This is a genomic window from Eubacterium sp. AF22-8LB (assembly GCF_003458715.1).
In the GTDB taxonomy this organism is placed as follows: Bacteria; Bacillota_I; Bacilli_A; order Erysipelotrichales; family Erysipelotrichaceae; genus Holdemanella.
Map to the genome: position 1 here is coordinate 1 of NZ_QRVI01000015.1, position 25,952 is coordinate 25,952.

The 25,952-nt window shown below is 29.7% G+C and carries 32 protein-coding genes; 6 read left to right on the plus strand and 26 right to left on the minus strand.

Going from position 1 to position 25,952, the window contains the following annotated elements; all coding sequences use genetic code 11:
• Positions 1-563 precede the first annotated feature (563 nt).
• The 16 genes from DWY01_RS06910 to DWY01_RS11890 all read right to left on the minus strand — a co-directional run bounded on the left by DWY01_RS06910 (position 564) and on the right by DWY01_RS11890 (position 14,544).
• Positions 564-2,345 carry an ABC transporter ATP-binding protein gene (locus DWY01_RS06910; protein WP_158553667.1) on the minus strand — a complete coding sequence of 594 codons (1,782 nt, stop codon included), beginning with the start codon at positions 2,343-2,345 and terminating at the stop codon, positions 564-566.
• 205 nt (positions 2,346-2,550) lie between these two features.
• A complete protein-coding gene (locus DWY01_RS06915; RefSeq protein ID WP_117995430.1) occupies positions 2,551-3,837 on the minus strand; it encodes a hypothetical protein in 1,287 nt (428 codons plus the stop codon).
• Entirely contained in the window at positions 3,838-4,911 is a 1,074-nt protein-coding gene (locus DWY01_RS06920; RefSeq protein ID WP_117995431.1) for a hypothetical protein, read from the minus strand.
• A complete protein-coding gene (locus tag DWY01_RS06925) occupies positions 4,908-5,783 on the minus strand; it encodes an ABC transporter ATP-binding protein (protein ID WP_158553668.1) in 876 nt (291 codons plus the stop codon). The genes DWY01_RS06920 and DWY01_RS06925 overlap by 4 nt, the downstream gene beginning before the upstream one ends.
• Before the next feature lie 417 nt (positions 5,784-6,200).
• Positions 6,201-7,826 (minus strand): ABC transporter ATP-binding protein, encoded by a 1,626-nt coding sequence (locus tag DWY01_RS06930; RefSeq protein WP_117995433.1) that lies wholly within the window; start codon positions 7,824-7,826, stop codon positions 6,201-6,203.
• A 210-nt stretch (positions 7,827-8,036) separates the two neighbouring features.
• Positions 8,037-8,234, minus strand: a complete 198-nt coding sequence (locus DWY01_RS06935) for a DUF975 family protein (RefSeq protein ID WP_199519911.1) — start codon at positions 8,232-8,234, stop codon at positions 8,037-8,039.
• Between the two features lie 260 nt (positions 8,235-8,494).
• Positions 8,495-8,767: a DUF2500 family protein gene (locus DWY01_RS06940; protein ID WP_117995434.1), complete on the minus strand. Its 273-nt coding sequence runs from the start codon at positions 8,765-8,767 to the stop codon at positions 8,495-8,497.
• Between the two features lie 93 nt (positions 8,768-8,860).
• Positions 8,861-9,172 (minus strand): hypothetical protein, encoded by a 312-nt coding sequence (locus DWY01_RS06945; protein WP_117995435.1) that lies wholly within the window; start codon positions 9,170-9,172, stop codon positions 8,861-8,863.
• A gap of 290 nt (positions 9,173-9,462) precedes the next feature.
• Positions 9,463-9,786 (minus strand): hypothetical protein, encoded by a 324-nt coding sequence (locus DWY01_RS06950; protein ID WP_117995436.1) that lies wholly within the window; start codon positions 9,784-9,786, stop codon positions 9,463-9,465.
• Positions 9,787-9,824: 38 nt separating this feature from the next.
• Positions 9,825-10,490: a DUF975 family protein gene (locus tag DWY01_RS06955; protein ID WP_117995437.1), complete on the minus strand. Its 666-nt coding sequence runs from the start codon at positions 10,488-10,490 to the stop codon at positions 9,825-9,827.
• An 81-nt stretch (positions 10,491-10,571) separates the two neighbouring features.
• On the minus strand, positions 10,572-10,913 hold the full coding sequence (locus DWY01_RS06960; protein ID WP_117995438.1) for a hypothetical protein: 342 nt from the start codon (positions 10,911-10,913) through the stop codon (positions 10,572-10,574).
• Positions 10,894-11,256, minus strand: coding sequence for a hypothetical protein (locus DWY01_RS06965; protein WP_117995439.1), 363 nt, complete (start codon positions 11,254-11,256; stop codon positions 10,894-10,896). The genes DWY01_RS06960 and DWY01_RS06965 overlap by 20 nt, the downstream gene beginning before the upstream one ends.
• Positions 11,257-11,298: 42 nt before the next feature.
• Positions 11,299-11,952: a hypothetical protein gene (locus DWY01_RS06970; protein ID WP_117995440.1), complete on the minus strand. Its 654-nt coding sequence runs from the start codon at positions 11,950-11,952 to the stop codon at positions 11,299-11,301.
• Positions 11,953-11,985: 33 nt separating this feature from the next.
• A complete protein-coding gene (locus DWY01_RS06975; protein WP_117995441.1) occupies positions 11,986-12,627 on the minus strand; it encodes an ATP-binding cassette domain-containing protein in 642 nt (213 codons plus the stop codon).
• A gap of 726 nt (positions 12,628-13,353) precedes the next feature.
• Entirely contained in the window at positions 13,354-14,229 is an 876-nt protein-coding gene (locus DWY01_RS06985; RefSeq protein ID WP_117995443.1) for a hypothetical protein, read from the minus strand.
• Positions 14,230-14,412: 183 nt separating this feature from the next.
• Complete coding sequence (locus DWY01_RS11890) at positions 14,413-14,544, minus strand: hypothetical protein (RefSeq protein ID WP_256372086.1); 132 nt, start codon at positions 14,542-14,544, stop codon at positions 14,413-14,415.
• A 437-nt stretch (positions 14,545-14,981) separates the two neighbouring features.
• Between DWY01_RS11890 and DWY01_RS11515 the strand changes: the two genes are divergently transcribed.
• The 4 genes from DWY01_RS11515 (at position 14,982) to DWY01_RS07005 (ending at position 18,190) form a co-directional block, all read left to right on the plus strand.
• On the plus strand, positions 14,982-15,155 hold the full coding sequence (locus DWY01_RS11515; RefSeq protein WP_158553670.1) for a hypothetical protein: 174 nt from the start codon (positions 14,982-14,984) through the stop codon (positions 15,153-15,155).
• Positions 15,145-15,945 carry a hypothetical protein gene (locus DWY01_RS06990; RefSeq protein ID WP_117995444.1) on the plus strand — a complete coding sequence of 267 codons (801 nt, stop codon included), beginning with the start codon at positions 15,145-15,147 and terminating at the stop codon, positions 15,943-15,945. The genes DWY01_RS11515 and DWY01_RS06990 overlap by 11 nt, the downstream gene beginning before the upstream one ends.
• 543 nt (positions 15,946-16,488) lie before the next feature.
• Positions 16,489-17,106 (plus strand): ATP-binding cassette domain-containing protein, encoded by a 618-nt coding sequence (locus DWY01_RS06995; RefSeq protein WP_117995445.1) that lies wholly within the window; start codon positions 16,489-16,491, stop codon positions 17,104-17,106.
• Between the two features lie 835 nt (positions 17,107-17,941).
• A complete protein-coding gene (locus DWY01_RS07005; protein WP_117995447.1) occupies positions 17,942-18,190 on the plus strand; it encodes a hypothetical protein in 249 nt (82 codons plus the stop codon).
• 917 nt (positions 18,191-19,107) lie between these two features.
• Here the strand turns inward: DWY01_RS07005 and DWY01_RS07010 are convergent.
• The 9 genes from DWY01_RS07010 to DWY01_RS07040 all read right to left on the minus strand — a co-directional run bounded on the left by DWY01_RS07010 (position 19,108) and on the right by DWY01_RS07040 (position 22,726).
• Positions 19,108-19,797 (minus strand): GDSL-type esterase/lipase family protein, encoded by a 690-nt coding sequence (locus DWY01_RS07010; protein ID WP_158553671.1) that lies wholly within the window; start codon positions 19,795-19,797, stop codon positions 19,108-19,110.
• Positions 19,798-19,907: 110 nt separating this feature from the next.
• Positions 19,908-20,204 carry a hypothetical protein gene (locus DWY01_RS07015; protein WP_147332168.1) on the minus strand — a complete coding sequence of 99 codons (297 nt, stop codon included), beginning with the start codon at positions 20,202-20,204 and terminating at the stop codon, positions 19,908-19,910.
• Positions 20,205-20,209: 5 nt separating this feature from the next.
• On the minus strand, positions 20,210-20,488 hold the full coding sequence (locus tag DWY01_RS07020) for a hypothetical protein (RefSeq protein WP_117995450.1): 279 nt from the start codon (positions 20,486-20,488) through the stop codon (positions 20,210-20,212).
• Between the two features lies 1 nt (position 20,489).
• The gene (locus DWY01_RS07025; protein WP_147332169.1) at positions 20,490-20,783 is read right to left on the minus strand and encodes a hypothetical protein; all 294 of its coding nucleotides are present in this window, start codon (positions 20,781-20,783) and stop codon (positions 20,490-20,492) included.
• Positions 20,764-20,916: a hypothetical protein gene (locus tag DWY01_RS11520; protein ID WP_158553672.1), complete on the minus strand. Its 153-nt coding sequence runs from the start codon at positions 20,914-20,916 to the stop codon at positions 20,764-20,766. Before DWY01_RS11520 ends, DWY01_RS07025 begins: the two co-directional genes overlap by 20 nt.
• Positions 20,903-21,085: a hypothetical protein gene (locus tag DWY01_RS07030; protein WP_117995452.1), complete on the minus strand. Its 183-nt coding sequence runs from the start codon at positions 21,083-21,085 to the stop codon at positions 20,903-20,905. The genes DWY01_RS11520 and DWY01_RS07030 overlap by 14 nt, the downstream gene beginning before the upstream one ends.
• 4 nt (positions 21,086-21,089) lie before the next feature.
• Positions 21,090-21,221 carry a hypothetical protein gene (locus tag DWY01_RS11895; protein WP_003866062.1) on the minus strand — a complete coding sequence of 44 codons (132 nt, stop codon included), beginning with the start codon at positions 21,219-21,221 and terminating at the stop codon, positions 21,090-21,092.
• Positions 21,222-21,352: 131 nt separating this feature from the next.
• Positions 21,353-21,736, minus strand: a complete 384-nt coding sequence (locus DWY01_RS07035) for an antitoxin (protein WP_243001984.1) — start codon at positions 21,734-21,736, stop codon at positions 21,353-21,355.
• 135 nt (positions 21,737-21,871) lie between these two features.
• Complete coding sequence (locus DWY01_RS07040; RefSeq protein ID WP_199519912.1) at positions 21,872-22,726, minus strand: DUF3990 domain-containing protein; 855 nt, start codon at positions 22,724-22,726, stop codon at positions 21,872-21,874.
• A gap of 170 nt (positions 22,727-22,896) precedes the next feature.
• Here DWY01_RS07040 and DWY01_RS07045 point away from each other — a divergent pair, with 170 nt between their 5' ends.
• Together DWY01_RS07045 and DWY01_RS07050 are read left to right on the plus strand one after the other, a co-directional pair.
• A complete protein-coding gene (locus DWY01_RS07045; RefSeq protein ID WP_117995453.1) occupies positions 22,897-24,633 on the plus strand; it encodes a hypothetical protein in 1,737 nt (578 codons plus the stop codon).
• A 17-nt stretch (positions 24,634-24,650) separates the two neighbouring features.
• Entirely contained in the window at positions 24,651-25,118 is a 468-nt protein-coding gene (locus DWY01_RS07050; protein WP_117995454.1) for an SWIM zinc finger domain-containing protein, read from the plus strand.
• 13 nt (positions 25,119-25,131) lie between these two features.
• Here DWY01_RS07050 and DWY01_RS07055 read toward each other — a convergent pair whose 3' ends face one another.
• Positions 25,132-25,875 (minus strand): VUT family protein, encoded by a 744-nt coding sequence (locus tag DWY01_RS07055; RefSeq protein WP_117995455.1) that lies wholly within the window; start codon positions 25,873-25,875, stop codon positions 25,132-25,134.
• Positions 25,876-25,952: the final 77 nt, after the last annotated feature.

The window sequence follows — 25,952 nt, forward strand, 5'->3', positions numbered from 1 at the left end:
GTCAATATTGTACATTCTTAAATGATCAAAACTGTACATTTTTAAGTTGACATTTATAATTTACGTATATCTTATATATAAACAGCAATCCAATCGCCCACTTAAACCAGAGTTGCAAAAGAGTATCACCGCAACAAGTGATACTCTTTTATTGAGAGAATTTAAATTTATACAATCAATAATTATTGGATCAAAGCTAATGTGCATCAAGAAAATCATTTTTGAATTTGTGACACCATAATGATTGTTTTTATAGTTTCTAATATATAGTAATAAAATCATTACTACTAGAACAATACCACAGATGGCATACATTGTAGTTGAATTTAAATTATAGAATAAATAATAGATTACTGTTCCAACAATAATTAATAATCCTATGATCACTAAAAATGCATCTACATATTTTTTCACTCAGACCTATTCAGCTTCTTACTCATTGTCAACATACTATGATCATGACCATCCACTTTTGTCTGTAACACTAAGTTTTGCTCTTTTACATCATCGAATTGAATTAGCTATTGCTTATTCCAATCATTCTACTAATTTCCAAGTTTCCATCATAGCTTCCCACTTTCTGCATTCATATAATATTTTGACTGCATATTGAATAAATTCCAATATACAGAATGTGCCTTCATTAATTCATAATGACTACCCATTTCTTCAATGCTTCCATTCTTAAAAACAATAATGTTATCACAAAACCTTGTCGATGCCATTCTATGTGAAATAAAAATAGCCAACTTATTTTTTGATAATTCATTAAATTGTTCATAAATCTCCGACTCCGATTTTGGATCCAATGCAGCCGTTGGCTCATCCAATATGATTATCGGTGTATCTTTATAGATAGCTCGGCTAATCGCAATTTTTTGAGCAACTCCTCCTGAAGGTTCAAAACCATCTGAATCAAAATCCTTGTGCACACGTACATTCAAGCCTTTCTTGTATTTCTTTACAAATGCAGAAATCCCCAAAGAATCAAATATATCTTGAATTCGATTTTCATCACTTTTTCGCGATAAACTCACGTTTTCCTTAAGTGACATTGAAAATAATTGGAAATCCTGGAATACAGTTGAAATGAATTTTACATATTGCACATAATCATACTCTTTAATATCCACCCCGTTTAATAAAATCATTCCCTCAGTTGGATCATACAATCGACAAATTAATTTAATAAACGTAGTCTTACCCGCACCGTTTTCTCCAACTACTGCAATTTTATCTCCAGCCTTCATAAAACAATTGATGTCTTTTAAAGCCCATTTATCGCTACCGCCATATTTAAATCCAACATTTCTAAATTCTAACGATTCAAAATGAGAAGGCATATTACGGTTAACCTTTCCATCATATATATCCATAGGCAAATTCATAAATTTCTCAACAGCTTCAAAATAATAACTATACTGATTTATATCATTCACACTATCAATCACTTCATCCATAGAAGTTGTAAATGTCGCAATCGCATTGATATACAGTGTAAAATTAGCGATGGATATAAATCCTTTTGATACCATAAAAACCATATATACATAAGAAACCATTCTTTGAAAAAAATCCATAAGATGCATAAAGAAATCGGATTTGTCCATAATATACATCTGATTTTTATAAAACTTCCAAAGCTTATGTAAACAATCTTTTAAAAAATCCATCAATACATATTGACCTTGATTCATTCGAATTTCCTTGCCATACTTTACATCCGAAAACACATTCATAAAATACGACAATTCTCTTTCCTTCGGATTCTTCTCCATTTCCAATCTGGCATAGGCCTTCTTAAATCGCATCTGCGCTTTACTATTTAGATAGGCAAGGCATAAAAACACAAGCAACACTGCTTTATTCAATGAAGCTATGATCCAAATCACTGTACCGAAAATCATCACTTTACTAATGATTTCCATCGCTCGATCTAATACAAAACTAAATCCTTGTCCATTCGCATATAAAAATTTTTCCGCATTTTGTTTCAAATTTAAAAACTCTGGATCTTCCAAACACGCATAATCCACTTTAGAAAGTTTTGTATTTAACTCCACCTGAAACTTTTCTAAAATAATACATCGCTTATAGAAAGCCGTATTCTTTAAAAAGTCACTTAAAAACTTCATTAAGAAAATCACAATTGAAAAGATAATGATATATGTAAGTAAATATGAAATTCGATTTTGCCCCATTAGTTCATCCAACAAAACCTTTGGAAAAAACATAATCAATAAAGGTGGGATCGTATTCGTTATCTGATACAAAATCAAACAAACCAAATAGCTCTTTTGTACATTCCACGCATACTTCCAAAGAAATGTTAAGCTTTTAAACATACGTATCACCTTCTTTATAAGAGATTCTAGCATAAATGTAATTCTTTTCAAGAATAAATGCATATATTTTCATTTGTTTCATTTTATTTATAATATATCATTTTACAAAAAGAGTTGTTTTATCATTAACATTATTAGAACTTCCAAAAAATATATTATGATAGCTATTCTAACTTTTATAATTCAATTGTTTCATCATGATATATTAAACGCGTACTTTCTTAGCACACCATTTCAAAACTAAATACAAAATCACACTATATAGTCCAATAATTACAATTCCTGCAAAATATCCAAAATAACTAGTACCTAATAGGTTCATTCCAAAATCTCTGTATGACATTGGATTAAATGTATTAATCTTCTGCATGTTTCCTAATGGTGATGCAAAAGAACAAAGACCCAAGACAACTAAAAATACAAGCAAAGATAAGTATTTGTTTTTCATAAGTTTAGATAATACAGTTATGAGTAGGACATAAAATATTGTAGACAGCACAAGTCCAAATGCTACAAATAGTGTACATTGCCACAATGGCATCAATTCCATTCCTGGCGTTGTAAACTGATTGACACTCATATTCGTTAGTCCACTTGCCACAAGCTCAACATGATCCAATCCTTGTGTATCCCAATAATGAAAACCAGCAAATCCTGGCTTATAATATAAAACCGGATAGATCAGATTCGATACACCTTTAAAAGGTACAAGAACTATCATATAAACTAAAATAGGCAGGAAAACAACCAATAGAACAAAAAGCACGTCAGAAATCAAATTCCATCTCACATATTTTTTCTTTACTCCAGAAATAGTTAGAATTGTTTTTTCTGTCTTTGCTCGTCTTTCTTTTTGTTGAAACAATAGAAGTCCAACCAGCAAAGGTAAAACTACAGGCAATATATATCGAGCTATTTGTAGTGAAACACTGGATGCATCCACATATGAATATGTTATTGGAGTAAGATCATGTTTTAGCAAGTAGTCAAAGTAACGAGCCTGCTGCATAGAACAAAAATATAAATTAATACCATTATTTGATTTTTGTACGATTAATTTCTCATATTGCGACAAATCAGGTAATCCATATTCCTTCCTTAATTCTTCTATAACATCTGCATGTTCAAAATAGGAATCATTAGGCATGTTTGAAGTCATCATATACCACTGTGCTTCCAACACACTCACCTTTACTTTATATTCACAATATGACTTCCAATTTTTGTCCTTTCCATCCTGCTCACCCTTATCAATGGTCTGACGTATCAAATTTACTTCATCCATAAATTCTTGGTAAAGTTTGGGATCATTCTTTTGTGAAACACTTGCTATACCAATGCCTAATGATGTTTGATATGGACTTTCCGTAAATGATTTTGTATTCAAAATAAACAACAACGCAATCTCACAAATGATGAATAGTACGACTAGAATCAGATTTTCTTTTCTTTTTAAATTAGATTTAATATTGAAAAGCACATAAATCCACATTTATCTCACCAACTCTCTTTTTTTGAAATATTGTAATGAAATCAAACTACAAGACAGAAAATACATCAAGCTTATAATAGCAGCCAGGACAACCTGCTTATGAATAATCAGGTCCACAAAATCAATATGTAAAAATGGAATATACACAAAGAATCTAGAATAGCCTGTTACATTTCCTAAGACAAAGAAAAGTGCATATAGAATTAGATTTACAGCTACAATAAATCCATTATTTAAACTGAATGTAAATAACAATGCAGATATACCTACCACAAATACACTTTCTACAACTAATAGAATAATACTTTTCGCAACAATTTCTTTCACTGTATACATCTGATCAAAGTAAAAGTACGGATAATCACAATTTCCAATTCCAAAAATCAATCCAGAAAGAACAATAATCAAAAGCATCACTATTATCAAAAAAGCTGCTGCAAACAATGAAAACTTTATCTTATTCAACAGTATTTTTTGCTTTGAAATTCTTGAAACATATAAGTTTTTATAAAATCCGCTTTCCATTTCCAATCCGAATATATCGCATAATAATATGCATAGGATCAACATGACAAGCAAATACAATTTTTGATTAAACAATTCATTGAATATATTAAAAGTATTAGGTTCATATGGACTATTCAACATTTCAATATGATTCTTCTTTAGATATTTCAACTGCTTTATTTCATTCTGCAAAGTTTGAACATCTCTTTTCTCAAAATCATTGATGATATACCCCTCATTATTTGCCTGTAACATTAAATGATTCCAGCTCAATTTTGATTCTATAAATTCATCTGTTTTATTTTCACTGTTGTAGTAAAAGTGGATCAGACCACTCGCATTGCGATAAACCTTTTTCCAAAATTCAGACTCTTCTTCACTTCCTGCTTCATCCATTCTGTTTTCAGAAATTCGATAGGCTTTTTGGTAGATTTTGATTTGAGATTCATTATAGTGTTTATCCATATATACGTTATAACCAATAAAACAAACGAGAAAGAATACAAGAAATCCAAATACACCGACATTTCGTTTATTAAAGATAAACTTTTTAAGTTCGTACATCATAATGATGCCTCTTGAATAAACTCATTGTATACATCTTCTAATGTTTTGTGTATTTGAGTAATATTCTTCACTTGAACCCCTTGCTTTTCTAGATTTGAAAGTACTTCCATAACAGAATTTACTTCTAATTTATAGGTGTTTCCTGTTTGTTCTATGATTTGCAAGTCTGATTGATCTGGTATTTTTCTATCCGTTTCTAATACATATACATTTTCTTTTTCTTCCATGGAAATCTCTTTGATTTTCCCAAAATGGATACCTATGATTCGATCTGCCATTTTTTCAATTTCACCTAACTGATGACTTGAAATTAGTAAAGCTACATTCTTTTCCTTGGCCAAGCGTATCAATTCTTCGCGTAAGCCTTGAATCCCTGTTGCATCCAATCCATTCATTGGTTCATCTAGTAACAATACTTTAGGTTCTTTCATTAAAGCCACAGCTAAACCTGTTCTTTGTTTCATGCCCATGGAATATTGGGATACTGCCTTAGTTTTCAGCTGAGAACCAATCTGAGTAAACTCCATCATTTCATGTAGTTTTTCTTTTGAAGCATGATTTAAAGTGGCCATTAATTCCAGATTTTCTTTACCTGTCATATTTTCAAATAATCCAGGACCTTCAATCATGCATGATACATATGATAATGCTTTTTCCCTTTGTTTAACTACATCTTCTTTGCAAATAGAAATAGTTCCTTCATCCATGTTTATCAAATTACACATACATTTCATTAATGTGCTTTTTCCTGCACCGTTTTGTCCAACAAAGCCAACTATTTCACCAGGTTTCATACTAAAAGAAACATGATTTAATACAATTTTATCTTTGAAACTCTTAACTACATTTTTCACCTCAACTACATTTTTCATCTTTCTCATCCAACTTTCTTTTTTAGTGACAGCACATCATACACGACAAAGTAACTAGTAACTATGTATATTTATAGATTAATTGTAACCATTTTACATAGTAATGTAAGCTCATGATATTTTACTGTAACCATTTACATATTATATATCACCTGTAGTTTATTTATTCAATAACTTTTTTTTTATGATTTAACATATCCAAAATAATCTTACATGAAAATAAATTCAGACCACTCACCGACACTATTCTTGATCATATTAAAAAATCATCTTATACAATTTCAAAAAGTAAATTTTTCAAGAGGATCATTCAAAAATCGCATAATAAAAAAGAGAGTCATTTCATAAATTGAAGTGGCTCCCTTCGTGGATTGGGTGGCTCCGTCACCATGGAATATTCAGTAATAATTCAATCCATTACTGATTCATAAATAAATGGTAAAAATAATTCTTCTTGCAAAGCAAATCTTCAAATGATCCATGTTCTACAAGTTTGCCATGCGATAAAACCAATATATCATCAAATTCCTGTAGCATTTTCTTATGTATCTTATGTGTTACATAAATTATGGTTTTATCAGTCAATTCTATAATATTACTTTCTATTTTTTCAGTATTAATACTGTCAAGACTTGATGTAATCTCATCACACAACAATAAATTATGACAATGTAGTTTTGCTCTTGCTATAGATATTCTTTGGATTTGTCCTCCTGATAAATTGCCTGCATCTTCAGAAACAAATTGATTCAAATCTAAATCTGAAATATTCGCAAATTCCATTGCACTTGTCAAATCTTCTTCAGAAAAATTTTCTCCTAAACACAAATTTTCTCGAATAGTTCCTGAAAATAAATGTTCTTCTTGTCGAATGATTACAGGTTCTTTGTCAAATGAAAGGATTCTTCCTTTTTGAATTGAATAATAACCTAAAATTAATTTTAATAAAGTCGACTTTCCTGATCCACTGTCTCCAACAATCGCATATTTTTTTCCTTTATCAAATTGGAAAGAAAAATCCTTGAATATAGATTCTTTGTTTGGAAATCCGAAACTCACATGTTCAAAACAAACTTTATTTTGATTTTCTGAAATAAGAAGTGTTTTCTCGGTTTCTTTCTTATCAATCATTCTAATCAATCTATCATTAATGCCTTTAATAGCCACAAAATTTCCATAATATGAGGCCATAGTATACAAGCAATCAATAAAATTATTTGAAAGTGTCACTACGGACATGAAATATGTAGCACTAAAATATCCATTTGAACTCAATATTGCTAATGCTAAAAGAAAAAACATTTGTCCAATTGCCGCTACGGAATTGGCATATGTTGTATTTAACTGAGTAAAGAAATTAAAGTGGAAACATTTATTCTCATAATTATCAATATTCTCTTCACCTTTACGAATATAATGTGGTAGAACACGATAATCTTGAATGATATCAAAGCATTGAAATAACTCTCTCAATTTTGAATTATATTCTTGGCTTTGTTCAGATAATTGATTAGATGATTTCTTTAATATCTTTGCAAACAGACGTGGAACGGCTATCGTAAATATAGCAATCAAATCCATCATAAAAAAGACAATCCAGTTTACATGTATTAAATAAAAACAAATACACAAAAACACAACGCATTGAGTAATCATTGATAGAAAAGGAAAGAAATAATTATCATCAACCATTTTTACATCATTTGTAAATAAAGACAAATATGATCCGATTGAGTTCTCATAAAATTCATTATGATTTTGATTAAATATACTACGATAAATATCTTTGGATAAATCAGCCCTTAATTTCTGTCTATATTTTGCTTTATATCTTGAATTCAAATATGAAAACAAAGCTTGATAAATCATAAAAGCTATAATCAGCCATAAGCTCACAGTTATTTTAGACTCATCTTGATTTAAAAAAATTCCAGAAACATTTTCAATAATATAGGCTAAAAATAGGGGTGTTAAACATGTTAATAAATTGATAATCAGCGTAAAGCAAAATAATATTTTATTCTTTTTTATATATCTAATCATAATTGAATCTCTTTTATACTCTCAGTAAATCTTTCTATATATCTAATATGATAAACCTTTTCATTCACTTTTCAATCATTTTTCATCATTTTCACTACCATACAAATGCATATCAGACAATCAAAAAAGTATCACCTACAACAAGCGATACTCTTTTATTATCCATCATGGATTTATATTGTTATATTAATCAATAGATTTTTTTCATTTCTAATCACTTTGAATATCCGTTGCACACTCATCCTTCTTTACAGATTCTTTTAGAATCAAATAAGCCTCTGTAAACGCAGCTACATCATATGGCTTCACAAACAACGCTCCAATTCCAAAGCAAAGAAAACCTAGAAAATACCATCCTAGAAAAAACAAATCTAAGACAAATAGATTCATCTTTTGTCCAGTAGTCATTTTTCGCTACAAGGGTACTATCACTGATTTTAAAGTATACTTAAATTCCTTGTCCATGAGACCTCCCGGGGTAAGACATGAGTCCTATTTCTTTCACAACGTCTTGATTTACTGTCTTGGTTTTACGTTTACCTTTTGGACTTTGATTTGTAGTGCAATCTCATCCAATCTTATATATTTTAGCTTTATAACATATCACACATTAAAAAATCAATTAAATGTTAAACGTCAATCATAATATAATATAATGTAAAGTTATACTATACACTAAATTCCTTTATCCAATCACCGAAAGATAACAATTGATATCCCTGAAAAACTAAAGTACCTTCCATATCAACGTCTACAACATTATATTCAAATACACTAACTTCAAAAGTTTTCATTCCCTCTTCAGTCATAAAAATCAATTCATAAAAAGCTTCTGGACTTGGCACTTTTCCAGGAATAGCAAAATACTCACCCTCTTTTTTTTCAATTAATTTTGCAGATATCGATTCTTTTCTAAATTTATTTCTTGTATATCTTAGCATATTCATTCCTCAAAATATGTATAAATTAGTTAATTAAACAAAGTAATCTACACATACTTTTTCCTTTCTGGTTTAAAATTTATCGAATTTTTATTAATCCACTATCAATAGCTCATAAGTATTTGTAAAAGTAAATAATTGATAATGTACCTTTACAGTTACTGGTTGAACATCATTAACAATATTCTGATTATATATATACTCATGAGTTACCTTATTATTATCTATATTCTCAGTATGATAAAATTCAATAAGTGTTTCTTCTAACTTTGTTCCAACCTTGATATTTGCTGGTTCGTTGAATGAATGGAAGATTATATTACTTTCCACGTGTTTTCTATAGATTGCAATCGATAGAATCAAAGCCAGTAAAACACAACCAATAATCATCACTTTCTTTTTCATAGGATTACCCACATAAAAGCGTTATAAGACTATGTAGAACAACTCCAACTACAAAACCGATTACAAAAATCTTCTTCTTATCATTCATGAGCGTCACCGTCCTTTCTTTTTAACCATGGATAAATAATCAATATACAAACACTTATAATACCTGCAAATACATATTGTTCGATTGGTTGCTTATGAAATCCTAACAATCTTCTTAAAAGTTGAAACAACCCATAACCACACACTAGCAATTCCTTCCAGGAAATAGATTCCTGCTTTTCTTATTGCGTGATTTAATTATTCTATTTCTTATAATTTAAATAAACCGCATATACAATAATCACAACTGCCTGAACAATATATGTAATAAAAGTAATATTGCACATAAAACTTATGATTAAATCCTCTACAGCTGTTACAGCTAATATAATACCAATAGGGTGTTCATCCTTCTCTTTTAACCGTTTAATACCCCATCCAAACACTCCAAAATCAATGATATAAAAAATTAAATCTACGTTATTATTCGAAAGTGCTATTGATACTGCAGATGTATTCATTGTAGGAATAATCATAGAACAAAGAAATAAAACTAAATAATGAGTGTATCTATTTGTAACATTCATAAAAATATCTCCTAGATTATCGGTACTAGTATCCATCCTTATATCTTTACAGATTCTTTTAGAATCAAATAAACTTCAGCGTTTGTGGCTTCTGGATATGGCAATACAAATAGAATACCAATTCCACAACAAATTAAGCCTAGAATGATCCATCCTAAAAAAGATAAATCTAAGACAAATAAATCCATCTTTTGTCCAGTCGTCATTTGTTTGGACAAAGAGAAGGCTTCATCAGGCGAAAGATTTGGATTTTCTGCCAATAGATATGGAATCATAGAATATTCATAAGCTTTAATAACTCCAGGTACAATGAATAGGAATAGCCACAGTAATATTTTTAAATTCATCAAAAACATGATTTTTACTACATTTAAATAGTTGCTTTTAAAACCACTAAAGATTTCACCAAGCTCAGGATTTACATCATGGTTCTTGATAAAATATCTACTTTTTCCAACTACAATGACGTTACCAATAAAGATAGAAAATAATAATCCTACAATAGATCCCATTGATAAAAATGAAAGGATTGAAGAAAACATACTTGGCAGTACAACATCAGGCACAAAATCTTGTACTGTTTGAATAACAGTCACATAATCACCACTCAATATTCCTGCAATCAACGCAACCACAAACATCTTCCAGTAATTTCGTCTCATGATTTGTTTAGCTTGTTCTTTAACTTGTTGCCTGTTCCACATATTATTTCACCTTACTTTCTTTATCCTTAATATCGATTCTTCAATTTTTTTGTTACACCCTATGTCTCGAATGCAATAATTTTAAGATTGCAATCTCTTTTCTAATTCCTTCAATATTGCATTAGCTTCTTTGACATCATTTAAATACTTATCACTATTAAATAACACTTTTTCCTTGGAAACATATATTGGTAATACACTATTATCTTTCAAAACAACTTTAATGCCTACATACATCATTGGTTCTACTGCACCAGCCATAAATGTAGCTCCACCTAAAATTGTATGTGTAAAAGGTTTTGTTTTACCTTTGAAATTTGCATCTTCGTTTTGAATAGAACACTTTTGAATCTCTTCATATGTACAACTTGCACCACCCATTATTTCTAATCTATTTTCTTCATCATGAAATTTCACACACATTTTTAATCACCTCCTCTATTTTCTTTGCGATCTTACGATCTTGTATGTACTGATCCGTATTGACCATTGTCTTTTCTTTTGACACATAAATAGCTAATACTGTTTCATTCTTTAAAACAATCTTTACTCCAACATACAAATATGGATCCTGCAATAAACCAGATGGTAATGGTCCACCTGGAAGCACAGCTGTAAACGGAACATCTTTTCCCTTATATTTTGCCTTTTCATTTAGAACAGATACTCTTGTCACATCATCATAAGAGTATTTTCCTTGTGTTCCAGTAATAATCTCAAATTGTTTACGAGAATCATCAAACTTAACATATTCATTTAAATTCATAAGTTTGGCCTCCTTATCATTTTCAATTCTTCAAATACGCACTTATACTTCTTCCATGTATTTTGCCTTAAATCCAATAAGACCCATTTCTTCTCCAAACCATCCTTTTGCTTCCACACGCCCAAGTCCATATGCCCAGAACGTAACACTCTGATCTTTTTTAAAATCAAATTCCTTATTTACATCCAGTACACAAACATATGACTTATCATCAAAAATATTTATCATATATCCTCTAAAATCTTTATCATCCACTCGAGCAATGATTTTGCCCGTATATGTCAATTTCTTTCCATACCACTTAGAATGTGTAACCTCCAAATCTGATTGATCAGGCGATTGTGACTCTGCTTTAAAGGATGCTTCATCCACTTCACTACATTCAACCATAATCGTACTTTCTAAACCCCGATATTCAACAGTAACCTCTGAAGTCTTTCCAGCTTCTAATGTGACAGGCTCTTTGATAGTCCATCCTTCCGTAATGAATTCTTTTGTACCATCCTCATAATAGGCCCATACACCAATCTTCGACTTATTATCTATAGTTTCATTCGCTTCTGCAAAACCCGTATATAAGGCTGTCATATTCTCTAGCTTTTCCTGACTAGCCTCTACTTTTTCATTATTTGGTGTTATATTCGAACATCCACAAACCAAGAATACACTTAACAATGCCGCTGCATACTTCTTCATAGGTCCACCTCCTTTTTTATATGAATATTTTTGTTATTCAACATTTTTAATTTCCTTGATTGTTTTAGCATCTATGCTATAAATTACATCTGCAAATTCTTTGTGTTCATTCGAATGACTGGTATATATTAAATAATGATTCTCTTTTTTGATAAAATCATTCAGGTAATTTTGCATGATTTGTTTAGCTTGTTTATCTAAAGCATCAAAAGGCTCATCTAATATTAGAATATCTGGACTTTCCATTATTGCTTGAATAATCCTAAGCTTTTGCTTCATACCTAAAGAATAATACTTATATTTTTTATTAATATCTTCCTCTAATCCAAATAATTTACAAAATTGATAAATTTCATTTTTTGTCACTATCTTTTTTATTTTAGCGATTTCCAATAAATTATCCATTCCAGATAAATTGTTAAAAAAATCTGGTGAATTTATACAGATTCCTGCATTTTGTATAAAGTCAAAGTCTTGTCCGATAACATAATCATCTACCGTAACTATACCCGTATCTGGTTTACTAAATCCGCATATAAGCTTTAATAAAACGCTTTTTCCTGATCCGTTCACTCCTTCAATGAAGTTCCACTTATTGGGCATAAAAGTAATATTTACATCTTCAAAAATTGTTATGCCTTTATAAGATTTTGAAACACCTTTTAAACTAATCATAAATAATCCTCACTTTGATTTATGTAAAATTTTCTGATGAGACAATAGGATAAAACTGACGTCACAATTATTATGCAAAAATATACTCCTTCAAAAACGCTATTTGAACTCATTGTCACTAAATTTGTTTTAGAATAGTTATCAAGAAATGTCATCAATATCAAAAAAAGAAATTGTAGATATACAAAAAACTCTTTCTTGTATAATATCTGAAAAATCGTTCGCAAAAAGATAATCTCAAACAACAGCGAAAAGAAACGAATAAGATACATATAAATCATAAATAAGTTTGAAACATCACAATGTTCAACGACACAAATGAAACCTATAAAAATACAAATCGAAAGCCAAATAAAGAAGCATTTTTTAGCCAAGTCAATTGTGATACTATTTAAAAATGAAACTTTTGACATTCGATATTGCCAAAAATTATATTCGCTATAGTGAAAATTTTTATTATCTTCTATAATCCATAGTATTACTATTACAAAAAGTATAAAACCAATCATAGAAATCATATTTGGATATATAAACCCATAATCAGAACTATAATTCTTGTCCATTAGTACAATTCGAATGGCACTAAATAAAGAATCAGTTTTCTTTATTGGTGCATACTCTATCATTACCATTTTAAGATTTCTTAAAAACACAGACACTGAAATAAGTGCTAACACAAAAATCAAAAGTAAATACCTACTTAATAGCTTACTAATTCTTTTTAGTTTATTTAGCATAACAATCACACTTCTTACTCTTTAATGTAACAACAATTATGCATATAACATAAATCACAATTGTAAATAACATTAGAAGCAAACTACTGTATCCACTAATTGCACCATTGACCATAATAGCTATAGGATCAACATAAATAAATGCCATATTCCAGGTAATCAAAAATTGAGCAACAAAACTAACACCGTAATAAAAAACTAAAGGCAATATAACAATATCAACCTTCCTCTTGAACGTATATGCAATCGTAGTCCCTAAAAACGCATATACATAAGGAACAAAGAAAAAACGAATTGTTCCTTCCATCAAGTAATACCATCTTTGATGATCTATATATAGATTCTTTCCAAAAACATCAGATAAAAAATATTTTGTTAATTCGCCTGAATTGGCTGGATTAATAACAATTCCAACAAATAGCAATAGAATTAAATAAGATAAATAAATTGAAAGAGCACATTTTAAGCATTCCTTATTCATTTCACTCAATGTAAAACAAACATAATCTTTCTTTCTACATGCATTTAAAGAAAATATTGTATCTAAATATGTACGAAAGTTTAATCCAGAAAACAAGCATAACAATGGAACAAGATAACCATACGCCATTGTTCCATGATCTATAAAATACGCAAAATCTCCTTTAACAGAGTCAAAATAATGTATCGTTAATGACACTAATCCATTAACTTCTTCACAACTTCCACCATAAGCAACGCACGCTTCTCTATAGGCCTGCAAATATTGTTCTTTACCTAAAAAATATTTTGACAACACTATAAAATATGTAGTCCCTTGATAAATCAAGAAAAACAAAGAGATAATCACACAAACACCACATAATATAAAATATCTTTTTTTCATGAAATATATCCATATTTACTTTTATAGCCGTAAACAATTATCCTTTCTTTTGAAACTAAAATTATTATTTATCATCTGCACCTATAATGTTATATATAATCATAAAATTCTATTTTCATTGATTGTTTGAACCACTCGAACTCATATTATCTTGTAGTCTTGGAAGATTATTATCTTATGATCCTACTTTGCATCTAGATATGTGTCTTCAAATTTATCGGCATATCGATTGTGCTTTTTATACTTGAAGAACATAACGACTAAGAAAATAACTGCTACTACACCTAATACGTAAACTAACCAATCTAATGTCATCTTACTATGTCCTCCTTTTCTAATTTCATATTATCATAGTTGTAACCGTTTTCATACTACTTTTATTTCATTTTCAATTAAACGTATCATTTGTTATTTTTCATATGTAATATAACTTACTTAGTAAATAATTCTATCTAATATACTAAGTTTGTATGTTTTAAACGATACTTTCTCAAGGTATAAATCAGTATCATATTCCCTGAAACAATCTGTGATCGGATTGTATCAATTAACAATAGCAATTTATTTTAAAATACTTTATAGTTAAAGTAACGAATAGATATATATATCATAAGTCATTAAGCGATTGGAGAAGTGATACCATGGTACAAATTCAAGCATAAAACATCTATTAAAAAATAACTTCATTTACTAATTTAAATGCTTAATTTTCATAATTTTAATCAATATAAGAAACGGAGGGGAAATTTTATATGAAAAAATTGGAAATGAAATTATTGGAATTTACAAAAGATACGTTGGATTCATACAACAGAACTATAATAAACAGCATTACAGAAAACATATCCGTTAAAACCAGAGCAAAATCAAATAATTTAGAGCCACATGATCACTTAACTGTGATTGTTGATAAAAATGAATGTTAATAAAAAACAAGCTAGCGCAAAGCTATTCAGCTTGTTGGCTTTATGCCTAATTTCTATATTATTTATTTTGCTCAAACAAAAAGATTATCAGTTTTTAGCTGATGGTAATTTTAGTGGTCTTTCATTCTTTTTCGAAATATATGCTGGTAGAGAGTTTATAGTTTTTGAGTTTATACTTTTATTTATCATCCCAATAATCACTAATTTAAATTCTTGTATATATAGAAACAATCGTTTTGATGTGATGATTGTTTCTAGAATTGGATATACAAATTATTTTAAACAATGTCTAAAGCAGTCTATTAAAGATATTTGGTATTATCCTGTTGTAATCAATGCAATAACAGTTCTAATTATTCACTTTATGTGTCTTCCAATAATTGGTAAAGACATACAATATGTAGCAAATTACTTTACTAATATAGGTATGTTAGACTTATGCTTATTTACACTGTTTCAAATAATCGGCTGGAGTTTCTTAAATTACTTTTGTTTCTTGCTATCTCAGTTGATTTTAAATAAATATGCATATATTTTGTCACTTAGCATTTATAGTGTTGTATCTACAATATTATTCTCCATAATCGGATCTATAATTCCTTTTGAAATAAAATGGTTCTTTTATATTCTTTCTTCATTCACATTATTATGTCCTGGAATAATTGGAATATGGTCTATAGACACAGGTATTTTTTCTATTATAATCGTTATTCTTTGCTTTATATTTTATTCTATTTTACTGTTTATCTTATCAAAATTTGTTTTAAAGGATCGTGAGCAAAATGGTTAAAGAATATTTCAAAAATTTTATGTTATCTAAATTTCACATGTTTCTATTCACGATATCTAGTATCGTAATGGGAGTGGAACTATATCAATATATATTCCTTTCAGGAGAGAATAATGGAGTTAGCTTTTTATTTAACTCAAATATGTCATTTCTTGTTTTCACCAATATTCTATATGTATTCTTAATATATAGATATTACACTTATCAAAGATTAAGGAAATTTTCAGTAATCCGGATAAGCAAATCAAAATACTGCAAATTTATTTTAAAAATCGAATTGCTGATCTGGTTCATATTTTTTGTGGTGGTATACTTATTATTTGCCTATTTAATAGGTATTCCTCAAGAGCATATGCACTTATATTTAGCGCAATTATCATTTTACGTTATCTTGAATTTATCGTTGATTTCATTTCAGGTTTATTGGTTCTATAAGGAATCGCCTATTCATATTTGTATTTTAATATCCTATTTGATTATGGCCATATACAACTATTATATCTGTAATTTAATCTTTCAATTGTTTTAGAAAGTGAGTTATTTATGAAAAAAGAAATAATAAAAATTAACAACATAAACAAAGCATTTCGTGAGAATCCTGTTTTAATTGATTTAGATTTTTCAGTTTACGATAATGATGTTATCTATATTAAAGGCGAGAATGGTTGTGGAAAGTCTACATTGTTGAAAGTAATCTGCGGTCTATTGGATATCGATTCTGGATCTGTAGAAATCAACTCTAATTACTATATTGGCGCACTCATTGAAAATCCGGAATTCTCGGATTTTTCAAACATAAAAGAAAATCTATTATTCTTAGGCAATCTACGTTCAAAACTTAACATTAAGGAACTAGAGAATTTATGTAGAGATTTCCATCTCAATTTAAACGATAAAAAGCTATTAAGAAACTATTCTATTGGTATGAAACAGAAAATGGGAATTATACAAGCAATAATGGAAAATCAAGATATATTAATATTTGATGAGCCCACCAGAGGATTAGATGATTATTCAATCGAAGTATTTATCAAGAAGATGAAAGATCTTATAGAAAAGGGAAAAACTATAATAATCGCTTCACATGATTTTGTTGATATAGGATATTCACGATTTATTACAATGAAAAACGGTAGATTATATGAAGAAACAGCTGAGTAAATGTCTTCTTCTATATGGATCTATACTATTGATACTAAAACTATACTTAACGGGTTTATTTCCTACCGCTCTTTTTATGGATTGGAAGACATGTTCACAATCATTATTATTAGTATTCATGTTTTTTGATGTGAAGTTGTTTAAATTCTTTCTAGTATTTAAATTTCTAAATTTCTTAATCTGTTTAAGACAAATGATTTTTTTCAGAACGAAACATTATAAGTTACTGATATGGTTAGGTGGAGTCATTTTCTCATTTTTATTAATATGTATTGACTTCTTATTCCTATTTCCAGAATTCAAATATTTAGTATGCTTATTCTTTGATTTACTATTTATGTGTATGTTTATTGGATATCAAATTTTAACATTAAGCAAAAACAACATATATCACTTTTATATTGGATTCGCATTATATATCATAGCCAATCTAGCTTTAAACAGTTTCTATTCTGTTTTTTAAATAGATATTAAAAAAACGCTTAGTGATTGAAAGGATCTTTATGAACTATTTAGTATTATTTGTTTGCTCCGTGATCATACCTATAGTTAATACATCTTCTGTTTCTCAAGCTCTTATAAATTATGAAATTGATTTTTATATATTCTATGGTATCTTTTTAGGCATATTTAGTATTGCCATTAAGCATTTAAAAAAGAATGAACATCCAATAATAGTTATTTTACTGGCAACTATTGCAGAAGATCTAATCATAAATCTATTATGTGATATCAAGTTTATTACGTATATTATTCAAATTGCACTTATTATCATATTTGCTCTGTACGCAAAGTATAAAAACAAAAATGTAGCATACTAAAAAGGAGATGAATTATGAAAAATTTAAATTGGAGTAAAATGCGTTTCATATGTATTTTTCTTGCCTTTTCACTTGTAATCTTAGGATATTTTTTTCGTAATCACTATTATTATCAATTTTTGGGTTTAGCATATATATGTATAGCAATCAGTAATATCTGTCTTTACTTGTTTGAATTAAAAGAAAAAGGTCATTCATCTAAATCTTATATTCTTGGTGCAATCATGCTAGTTATTTTAGCTATATTTTTTATGACGTTTTAAATCAATGAATACTTGTAATTTATTAGTTGCTATTCAGTTTCTGACTTTCTTTGATAAGTAAATGAATCGGATAATCAAAATCCAACTCATACTAAATCAACTGCAAAATTTTATCAAAAAATTTTCAAAAGCAGATAAAAGCCATAGTATTTTATGCATTTTTTGAATTATTGCACCTTTATATAAAGCAGAAATAACAATATAATCCACTCTAAACAAAAGCGCTTTTCGGTTCCGACTGAGACCACCATTTGTCAAAGATTTCACCTAGCATTTGCCACGTGCTTTTTTTTACTTTATTTTATGCATGTTCAGACTTGTACAAAACAGTCAAAGTTATTGTGTTTATTCCAAATCGCTTATCGGGTCAGTTATTGGGTCACTTATAGAGTCATTTATAGAGTCATTTGAAAGAGTTTCAAAATGGAAATTGTCTGTAAACTTAAACTCAGGTTTAACATCAGATACATTAAATATTCCAACTGGACTAGTGATAGTGATTAGCATTACATTCGCTAAAAAGCATGCTATAATTCAATTAGGCAAAAGCTAAGAATAACTGCCACATAAAAGAAATTTGAATTGACCATTAAATTCCTTCTATATTAAAACATACAAAACAAGTACCACCTGTAAAGAGTGATACTTGTTTTTTTCGCTTTTTATCTATTTCGGTTGTTTTTATTCCCCTCTAAGTCCACTGACAATAAAAGTAAAGATATTCAAGGCTGCGTAAACTACTTTATTCGCTATGCAGCTAGACCCCATGGCTGAAAATAGAATCACAGAATACAATAAGGAATCAAATACTGTTAGCTGGTTCTACAATGATCACAAGAATGAAAAGCATCGAGTCTGTATTTTGAAATAAATGAAGTTCTTATTCTAAATTACTCAAATTTATTTTGATTCTTCATTTACTTCATATATTCTTGCAGGACCCCTGCAACAATCTGATACCCCTCATCGCTCAAATGTAAGCCATCAACTGTATATTGTGTCTGAAGATTACCCTGCTCATCCTGCAGTTTTGAATACATATCAATATACGTCAGATTCTTTTTCTTACAATATTTTTCTAACTGCGCATTGATATTTTGAATCGCTTCATTGGATCGAACACCTACCGCCGAACTGACGGAACCATTAACTGGATATAAACTCTCTACAAAAATTTCAGCTTGTTTACGGTTTGTTTGAATCTCTTCGATGATCTTTTCTACATTTTGTACAACTGCCTCTTGCGACTTACCATCTCTTAAATCATTGGTACCAATCAGCAAAAAGATCTTGGATGGATTGTAGTCATAAACTCTTGTCTTCATCGATGCCAAAATTTGATCGGTCGTATTGCCCGCAATACCGCTGTTCACGACCGGTTGTCCAGGAAAATAGGTTTCCAAATCAAAATAATCTGTCAAAGAATCTCCCAAAAACAAATAGTTATCCGGCACCACCTGCACTTCTTTTTCCACCTTTTTGGTTACGATCTTTTCTTTTGTAAAAAAACCGAATGCGATACCAAGACAAAGAATCAAACTGAATAAAGTACCCATCCACAATACAATATATAAACCTTTACGGATACGAATGCCCCTTTTTTTCATACTAACCTCCATTTCCTAAAAGTATAGCATGACTTCCGATTTGTTTAAAGCTTTGTATAAAAAGAGGCCATTACAGGATTCCGTTTTTCAGCGGAATCTCCACATCAGTTTTAATGGTTTAAAACATTAATAAAAAGCATCATAAAAACATATAGAACAACTCCAACTATAATACCAATTCCAATCTTTTTCTTGTCATTCTTGGCATAAACTAAATCATAAACTTCAAAGAGCCAAAATCCAAATTGAAATGTATACTTCGTAAAATAGTAAATCAAGAAACATATAATCAATGATCCAATATAAATCATTCCTTTAGAATATTCCACCATATATCTATGTCCTTGATTTAATGATTCATTATCCTTATTCAATTTATCAATGATTTCCCTTTGTTTATCATTCATAATCATCACCTATACTTTCTTCGTAACCAAATATAGAAAGCGAGTGCACAAATCACGATTATACCCGCAAGTTCATATTGCACTATTGCCTGTTTATCACCTAATACTCTTCCTAGAAATTGTGCAATTCCATAACTACATAATAAGCATAAAGCTACACACTTCATCCAAAAGTTAGATTCCTTCTTTTCTTTTGGAGTTGTATCTAACAAGTCTTCATCTAAATATTTTTGAAGATCTTCATTCATATCTTCCTGTAATCTTTGAATCCGATTCTTTTTCATATCATTGTCTCCAAAACAATGTGGTTTTTAAATAATGTACATAAGACGCAAATATTAAGAGGATGATCAACAATATAATCTCTCCATAATAGATATATTTTTCTTTGTATCTAAAGTCATACAATGGTTTATCCAAATATACACGACCATCTACTTGTACTAATAATTGAGAATGTACTAAAGCTTCTATTGTATTATGATCAAACTTAGAAATCTCTATTGCTCTTTCTTCATTGATTATTCCATTCTTAATGAAATATCGAATGATCTTGAATTTATTTATTAAAGTGTTCATACGCATACACAAAAAATCCAATATCTACAATACACATCATTGCTTGTAAGAAATCATGGATATAAAATCCATAGATAGCTCCACCTACAAGTAGAACAACCATAGAAATGAGTCCCCATTTAGGAAAGCTCATCTGAAACACGAACTCCATCACAAGTACTATGATGCATATTACGCCTATCATCCGATTTATTCTCCTTTCTAGTTTTAAGAATTTGTTTTACCTCTTCTTCCGTCATTTCAACAGGAATTAGTGGAATAAAGACATTTTTATTATTCTTTTTTCTCTGCCTCTTTTTCATAATCTTACTTTGCGTCTGGATATGTGTCTTCAAATTTATCGGCATATCGATTGTGCTTTTTATACTTGAAGAACATAACGACTAAGAAAACAACAGCTACTACACCTAATACGTACACTAACCAATCTAATGTCATCTTACTATGCCCTCCTTTTCTAATTTCATATTATCATGTCTGTAATCGTTTTCATACAATTTTTTATTCCATTTTCATCCAACGTATCAAACGTTAAAAAAACGGATATACAATGTATCCGTTCACTTTAATTATTTATCTTTCTTACTCATTCTTATTCTTTTAAATATTTCATACTGACGCTGTAGCTCTGTTTCTTCATCAATAAACATTCCTTTTGCCTCTAGTATTCTCTCAATTGCTTGAGATGGATCCATTGTATGATATGGTAAAAACAATCCTCTCAATTCTTTTGGTTTTATAATTTTGTAAACTTGTGAAGAAGATAAATCGTAGGTAAATGAAAAATATCTGTAGATATATCCAATCCAATACATTTCATTATGCGTATATTTTACAGAACCATAATCAGTAGCACCATATTCTTCATCTACTAACGTTAAAATATCATTTGCCTGAATATTACTATCTAAAATCGATTGATTATCCAATCTTTTTGCAATCTTACTTTTCATAAATCGCCTAATAAATATTTCTGAACTTGACTCCATCTTATCAATAGAATTTTCAAAAGCTTTTGCCTGAAGCTCGCACAAAAGCAACCCATCCCTATTTATTTTCTTTATGTCCCTCATGCATCGCACCTCCTTTTATACTAGGATTTCATCGATATACTTTCCTTTTCCTCTATATTGTTTTCTCGCTAATTTAACCTTATTATCTCCTAATCTTGACTCTTCTAGTCGAATATTTTTATAGTATTCTTTTTCATTAACCGAAATATAGCATCGCTCTAATGGTTTAATCTGAGACAATGACTTTTGAGTTTTAAAAATATATTGCATCCCAAGATTTGTTGCAGCCAAACAATGCTTACACTGTTCATCTGTAATCTCGCCATCGATAAAAGAATTAATAATTTGAAACATACGATTATCAGCAATAGGAGCAATTATATAATCACAATCCTTTGTATCCTCTATAAGTTTTTTTATTTTAGGATGATTTTTATATTCATCAAGTGCACCTCTATGGTACGCAATTGTCATCATCCATTCTTGATCCACTTTATATCTCTTGCATTTCAAATTACTGTCATCAAAACAAAAATAATATACAGAAGAATGTTCAAATCCTGAAACAAAAGAAATAGCTTGTTCATAGCTTTCACCTGTATAGAATCCTTGTCCAAAATCATTATTATATCGACCTTTATGAATGTCTATATCCCCAACTATTTCACTTTTTGCTCCATGGAAAAGTAATTTTTCATTTTCAGTTAAGTCATCTCGATAGAGCATTTCCTTTAATCTGTTAATTTTAATATTTTGTGCAAACGCAAAAGCATATACACCCTCCAAAAAATTTGCTGATGCATCTAAATCATCTAATTCATTTCTTGAAACAGTAACCTGCTCAACTCCAATCTTATCTGCAAATTCGCTTTGTGAAAGTCCTAAAATTTCTCGAATTGACTTCAAATCCTCTGAAAACTTATATTTCATCCTACTCACCATCCAACTTGTTTATAACATATTACTTAAACAAGTTCAATATAAACTTGTTTATAACATATTACTTAAACAAGTTTTATTTACTTTTTCAAATAATCTATGTATTAGACATCGATAATGTCAATTAAGATGATATGGTTGGCTTGAACGAGGGACTCGACATGAACAAGAAAATAATGGGGTATTTTAAATCTATCCAAGCGTTTATTAGAAGTTTATTCTATAAACATGAGGAACAAACAAAACAAAATAAGTGTACACTCCAACAGGAGAAGTATTTAAAAATCGGTGCGAATATTTGTAATATTGGATTTAAATCCAAACATGCATATGAAGATTGGCAAGAAGATATTTTTAATCATATATCTATTGGTAATCTAGTATATTGCACAATGCCAGTTACAGATAAAGCTTTAAAAGCCATTCCTGAAGGACATACAACAAGGCCTTTTTTAATTGTGAAAAAAGGAAAGGATGAACTTTATGGATATGCATGTGCTACACATCCTAAACACTTAAGATCATACGAAAAACATATATTTACAAATGAGGTATATGATTCTGAAAACGTTCGATACAAAGATTCTGTTGTGCAATTTGACTGTGCTTATGTCATTCCAATTGCGCATATCCAATATATCTATAAAGAATTAGATGAATATTGTGTACGCCAAATTGCCAGAGAATTAAAAGCCTATGCCAATATTCGAAACAAAGCTATATTAAATTTTGATATGGAAATACCCATTCATAAGGGTGATATTTTTAAAATCAATAAGTCTTACTATTACTTTAATGAAAAGAAAGATAATAAATATGAAATGTATAAGTGTATAAATGGTGGCGAATTAACCGATTCTAAATATTTTCGGTTCAAAAACATTCCACGCTCTATAGATTTCTCGAATACATATACATTTGAAGATTTAGATATCAATAATTTAATTGAAGTATCCTGCACTTGTCGAAATGATTGGGTAAATAAACAATTGAATAAACCTAAGCCAAAAGAAAAGAAAAAACAATATGAACGTAAATTAACACCTGGAACCATTATTTTTGAAGAGCCATGGATCATCTATTTATTTGATTGTGACCACACATCTTATGGTATTGACTACAACAAATTTAAAAATCACACATGCGAACTTATTGAATTTAAACTCAATATGGATAAAGCTACTTATATTGTATTTACCGAACAACAATGTGCTTCTATCTATAGGTCTTTAATTGATCAAGATAACATTCATATGGAATATCTAAACAAACGATTAAAATCCATTGAGAACACAATGCTTTTGCCTTATGAATTAGAATTTCCAGTTGGAAGCATTCTAGAAAGTCGTTTTGATGAAATTAAATATGTGTATCTGTATACCTACAATAAAAAAAAGTTTGGTTTAAAAATCAATTCTAAAAATCATAAAAATAAAGTTGTACCAATCCATGCCAAAGAATTAGATGTTGTAGATCAATTACGATTTGAATGCATGAAAGAAGAATTAAAGATCATTCAAAAAACAGCTTTGGATGTTGTGCGAAATATTTTAAGGGACATTGAGAAAAATTTAGTTAACAACGATTCAGACCATTCTATTTCATTTAGTCAAAAATATCCAATAGGCACCGTACTTTCATGTACTTATAATGAATCTGAAGAATATATGTATCTATATACAATTAGCGATACACATTATGCGATTTATTTAGAAGATGCATGCGAAGGTGTTTATATTGTTGAGCCAATCATCATATATGACTACAAACCAAATGGTGAATTGGTCGATGAAGATACGAAAGAAATATTAACAGGCATCCTAGAAACAACGCAAAGACTAAATACCTATAATTGTACAAAAGCATTATTATCACAGCTTGAGACATGTTCATATTAAGAAAAGGAGGCTATTATATGGTCGATAAACTACTTAATGATGCCAGTTATCGTTCTTACTGGCGTGGCTATGAATATTTTAAAGAAGGGCGTGTAAAGAACATTCAAAGATTTGATGGCACTACATATTCAGCCATTGTATCCGGTTGCGAAGATTACCATGTAAGAATTGACTTTGCGCATCCTAGAAAATCCACTTGCGATTGTCCCCATGCAGAAGGAAGAAGAGTTGTGTGTAAACACAAAGTCGCATTAGCTTTTGCGGTCTCCCCAGAAGCATTAAAAAAAGCAGATGATATAATGGAAGAACAATTAAGATATCAAGCTGAAAGAGAACAAAGAGAACGTGAACAATATAAACGAATCAAAAAGAAAGTCATGGAAATGAGTTTGGAAGATTTAAGAGACTACGTGATTTATCAGATGATCGAAGATGAAAACAAATATGATCCAAACTATGATGACGAAGAATTTTTTGATTGGTAAAAGAAAAAGCAGTTTAATGACTGCTTTCTTTCATATATTCAAAATATTCTCTACCTACTTTATTCTTCTTCCAATTTTGTAGGATCTTGAAACCAGGATATGAGAAGATGACTTCACATAGCGTTTCTACAATCATACCTGTAAAGGCACACACAACACATTGTACCAATGTCCATCCAAAGAATTGGTGTGACACAATCAACGCGAATGTTAGATTGTCGCAAAACTGACCAATACCCGTAGATACATAAGAGCGGAATGCGTACGATTTAAAGTTACTGTTGTTGTTAGAAATCTTTCCTAACATGGAATTCGTATAGTTATTCACAATGGCAGAAACAATAAACGCAATTGTGCTTCCAAATAGTACATACCAAGTACCACCAATTGTTCCGTCTAATGCACCATTAATAATAGCTTCTGCTCCTTCTACATAGGATTCACCCCATACACCAGGAATCTTTGATGCCAAGAAGAAGACTAGGCACATACCTAAATTCACCAACACAGCTACAAATGATGCTTGTGTTGCAGCTTTAGGACCAAAATGCTTTGTGATGACATCCATACATAAGAATGAAAGCCAGCTTACCACAATTCCACAATCAAGTGCCATAAAGCTAAATGGCAAGTTAATACTTTTATTTGCCAAAAGATTCATGGTGATGACCGAAACAATAAAAAGTGTCATCGTAAGTGAAGGTATACTTCTTAGTAACACACTCACTTCTTTAACTTCCGTTTTAATTCTATTCATTTTTTACCCTCCTGTTTTTTTAAAGATGGTTGGGAAGCAAAACATCTTTGTTCAAACCATATAAGTCTAATATGATT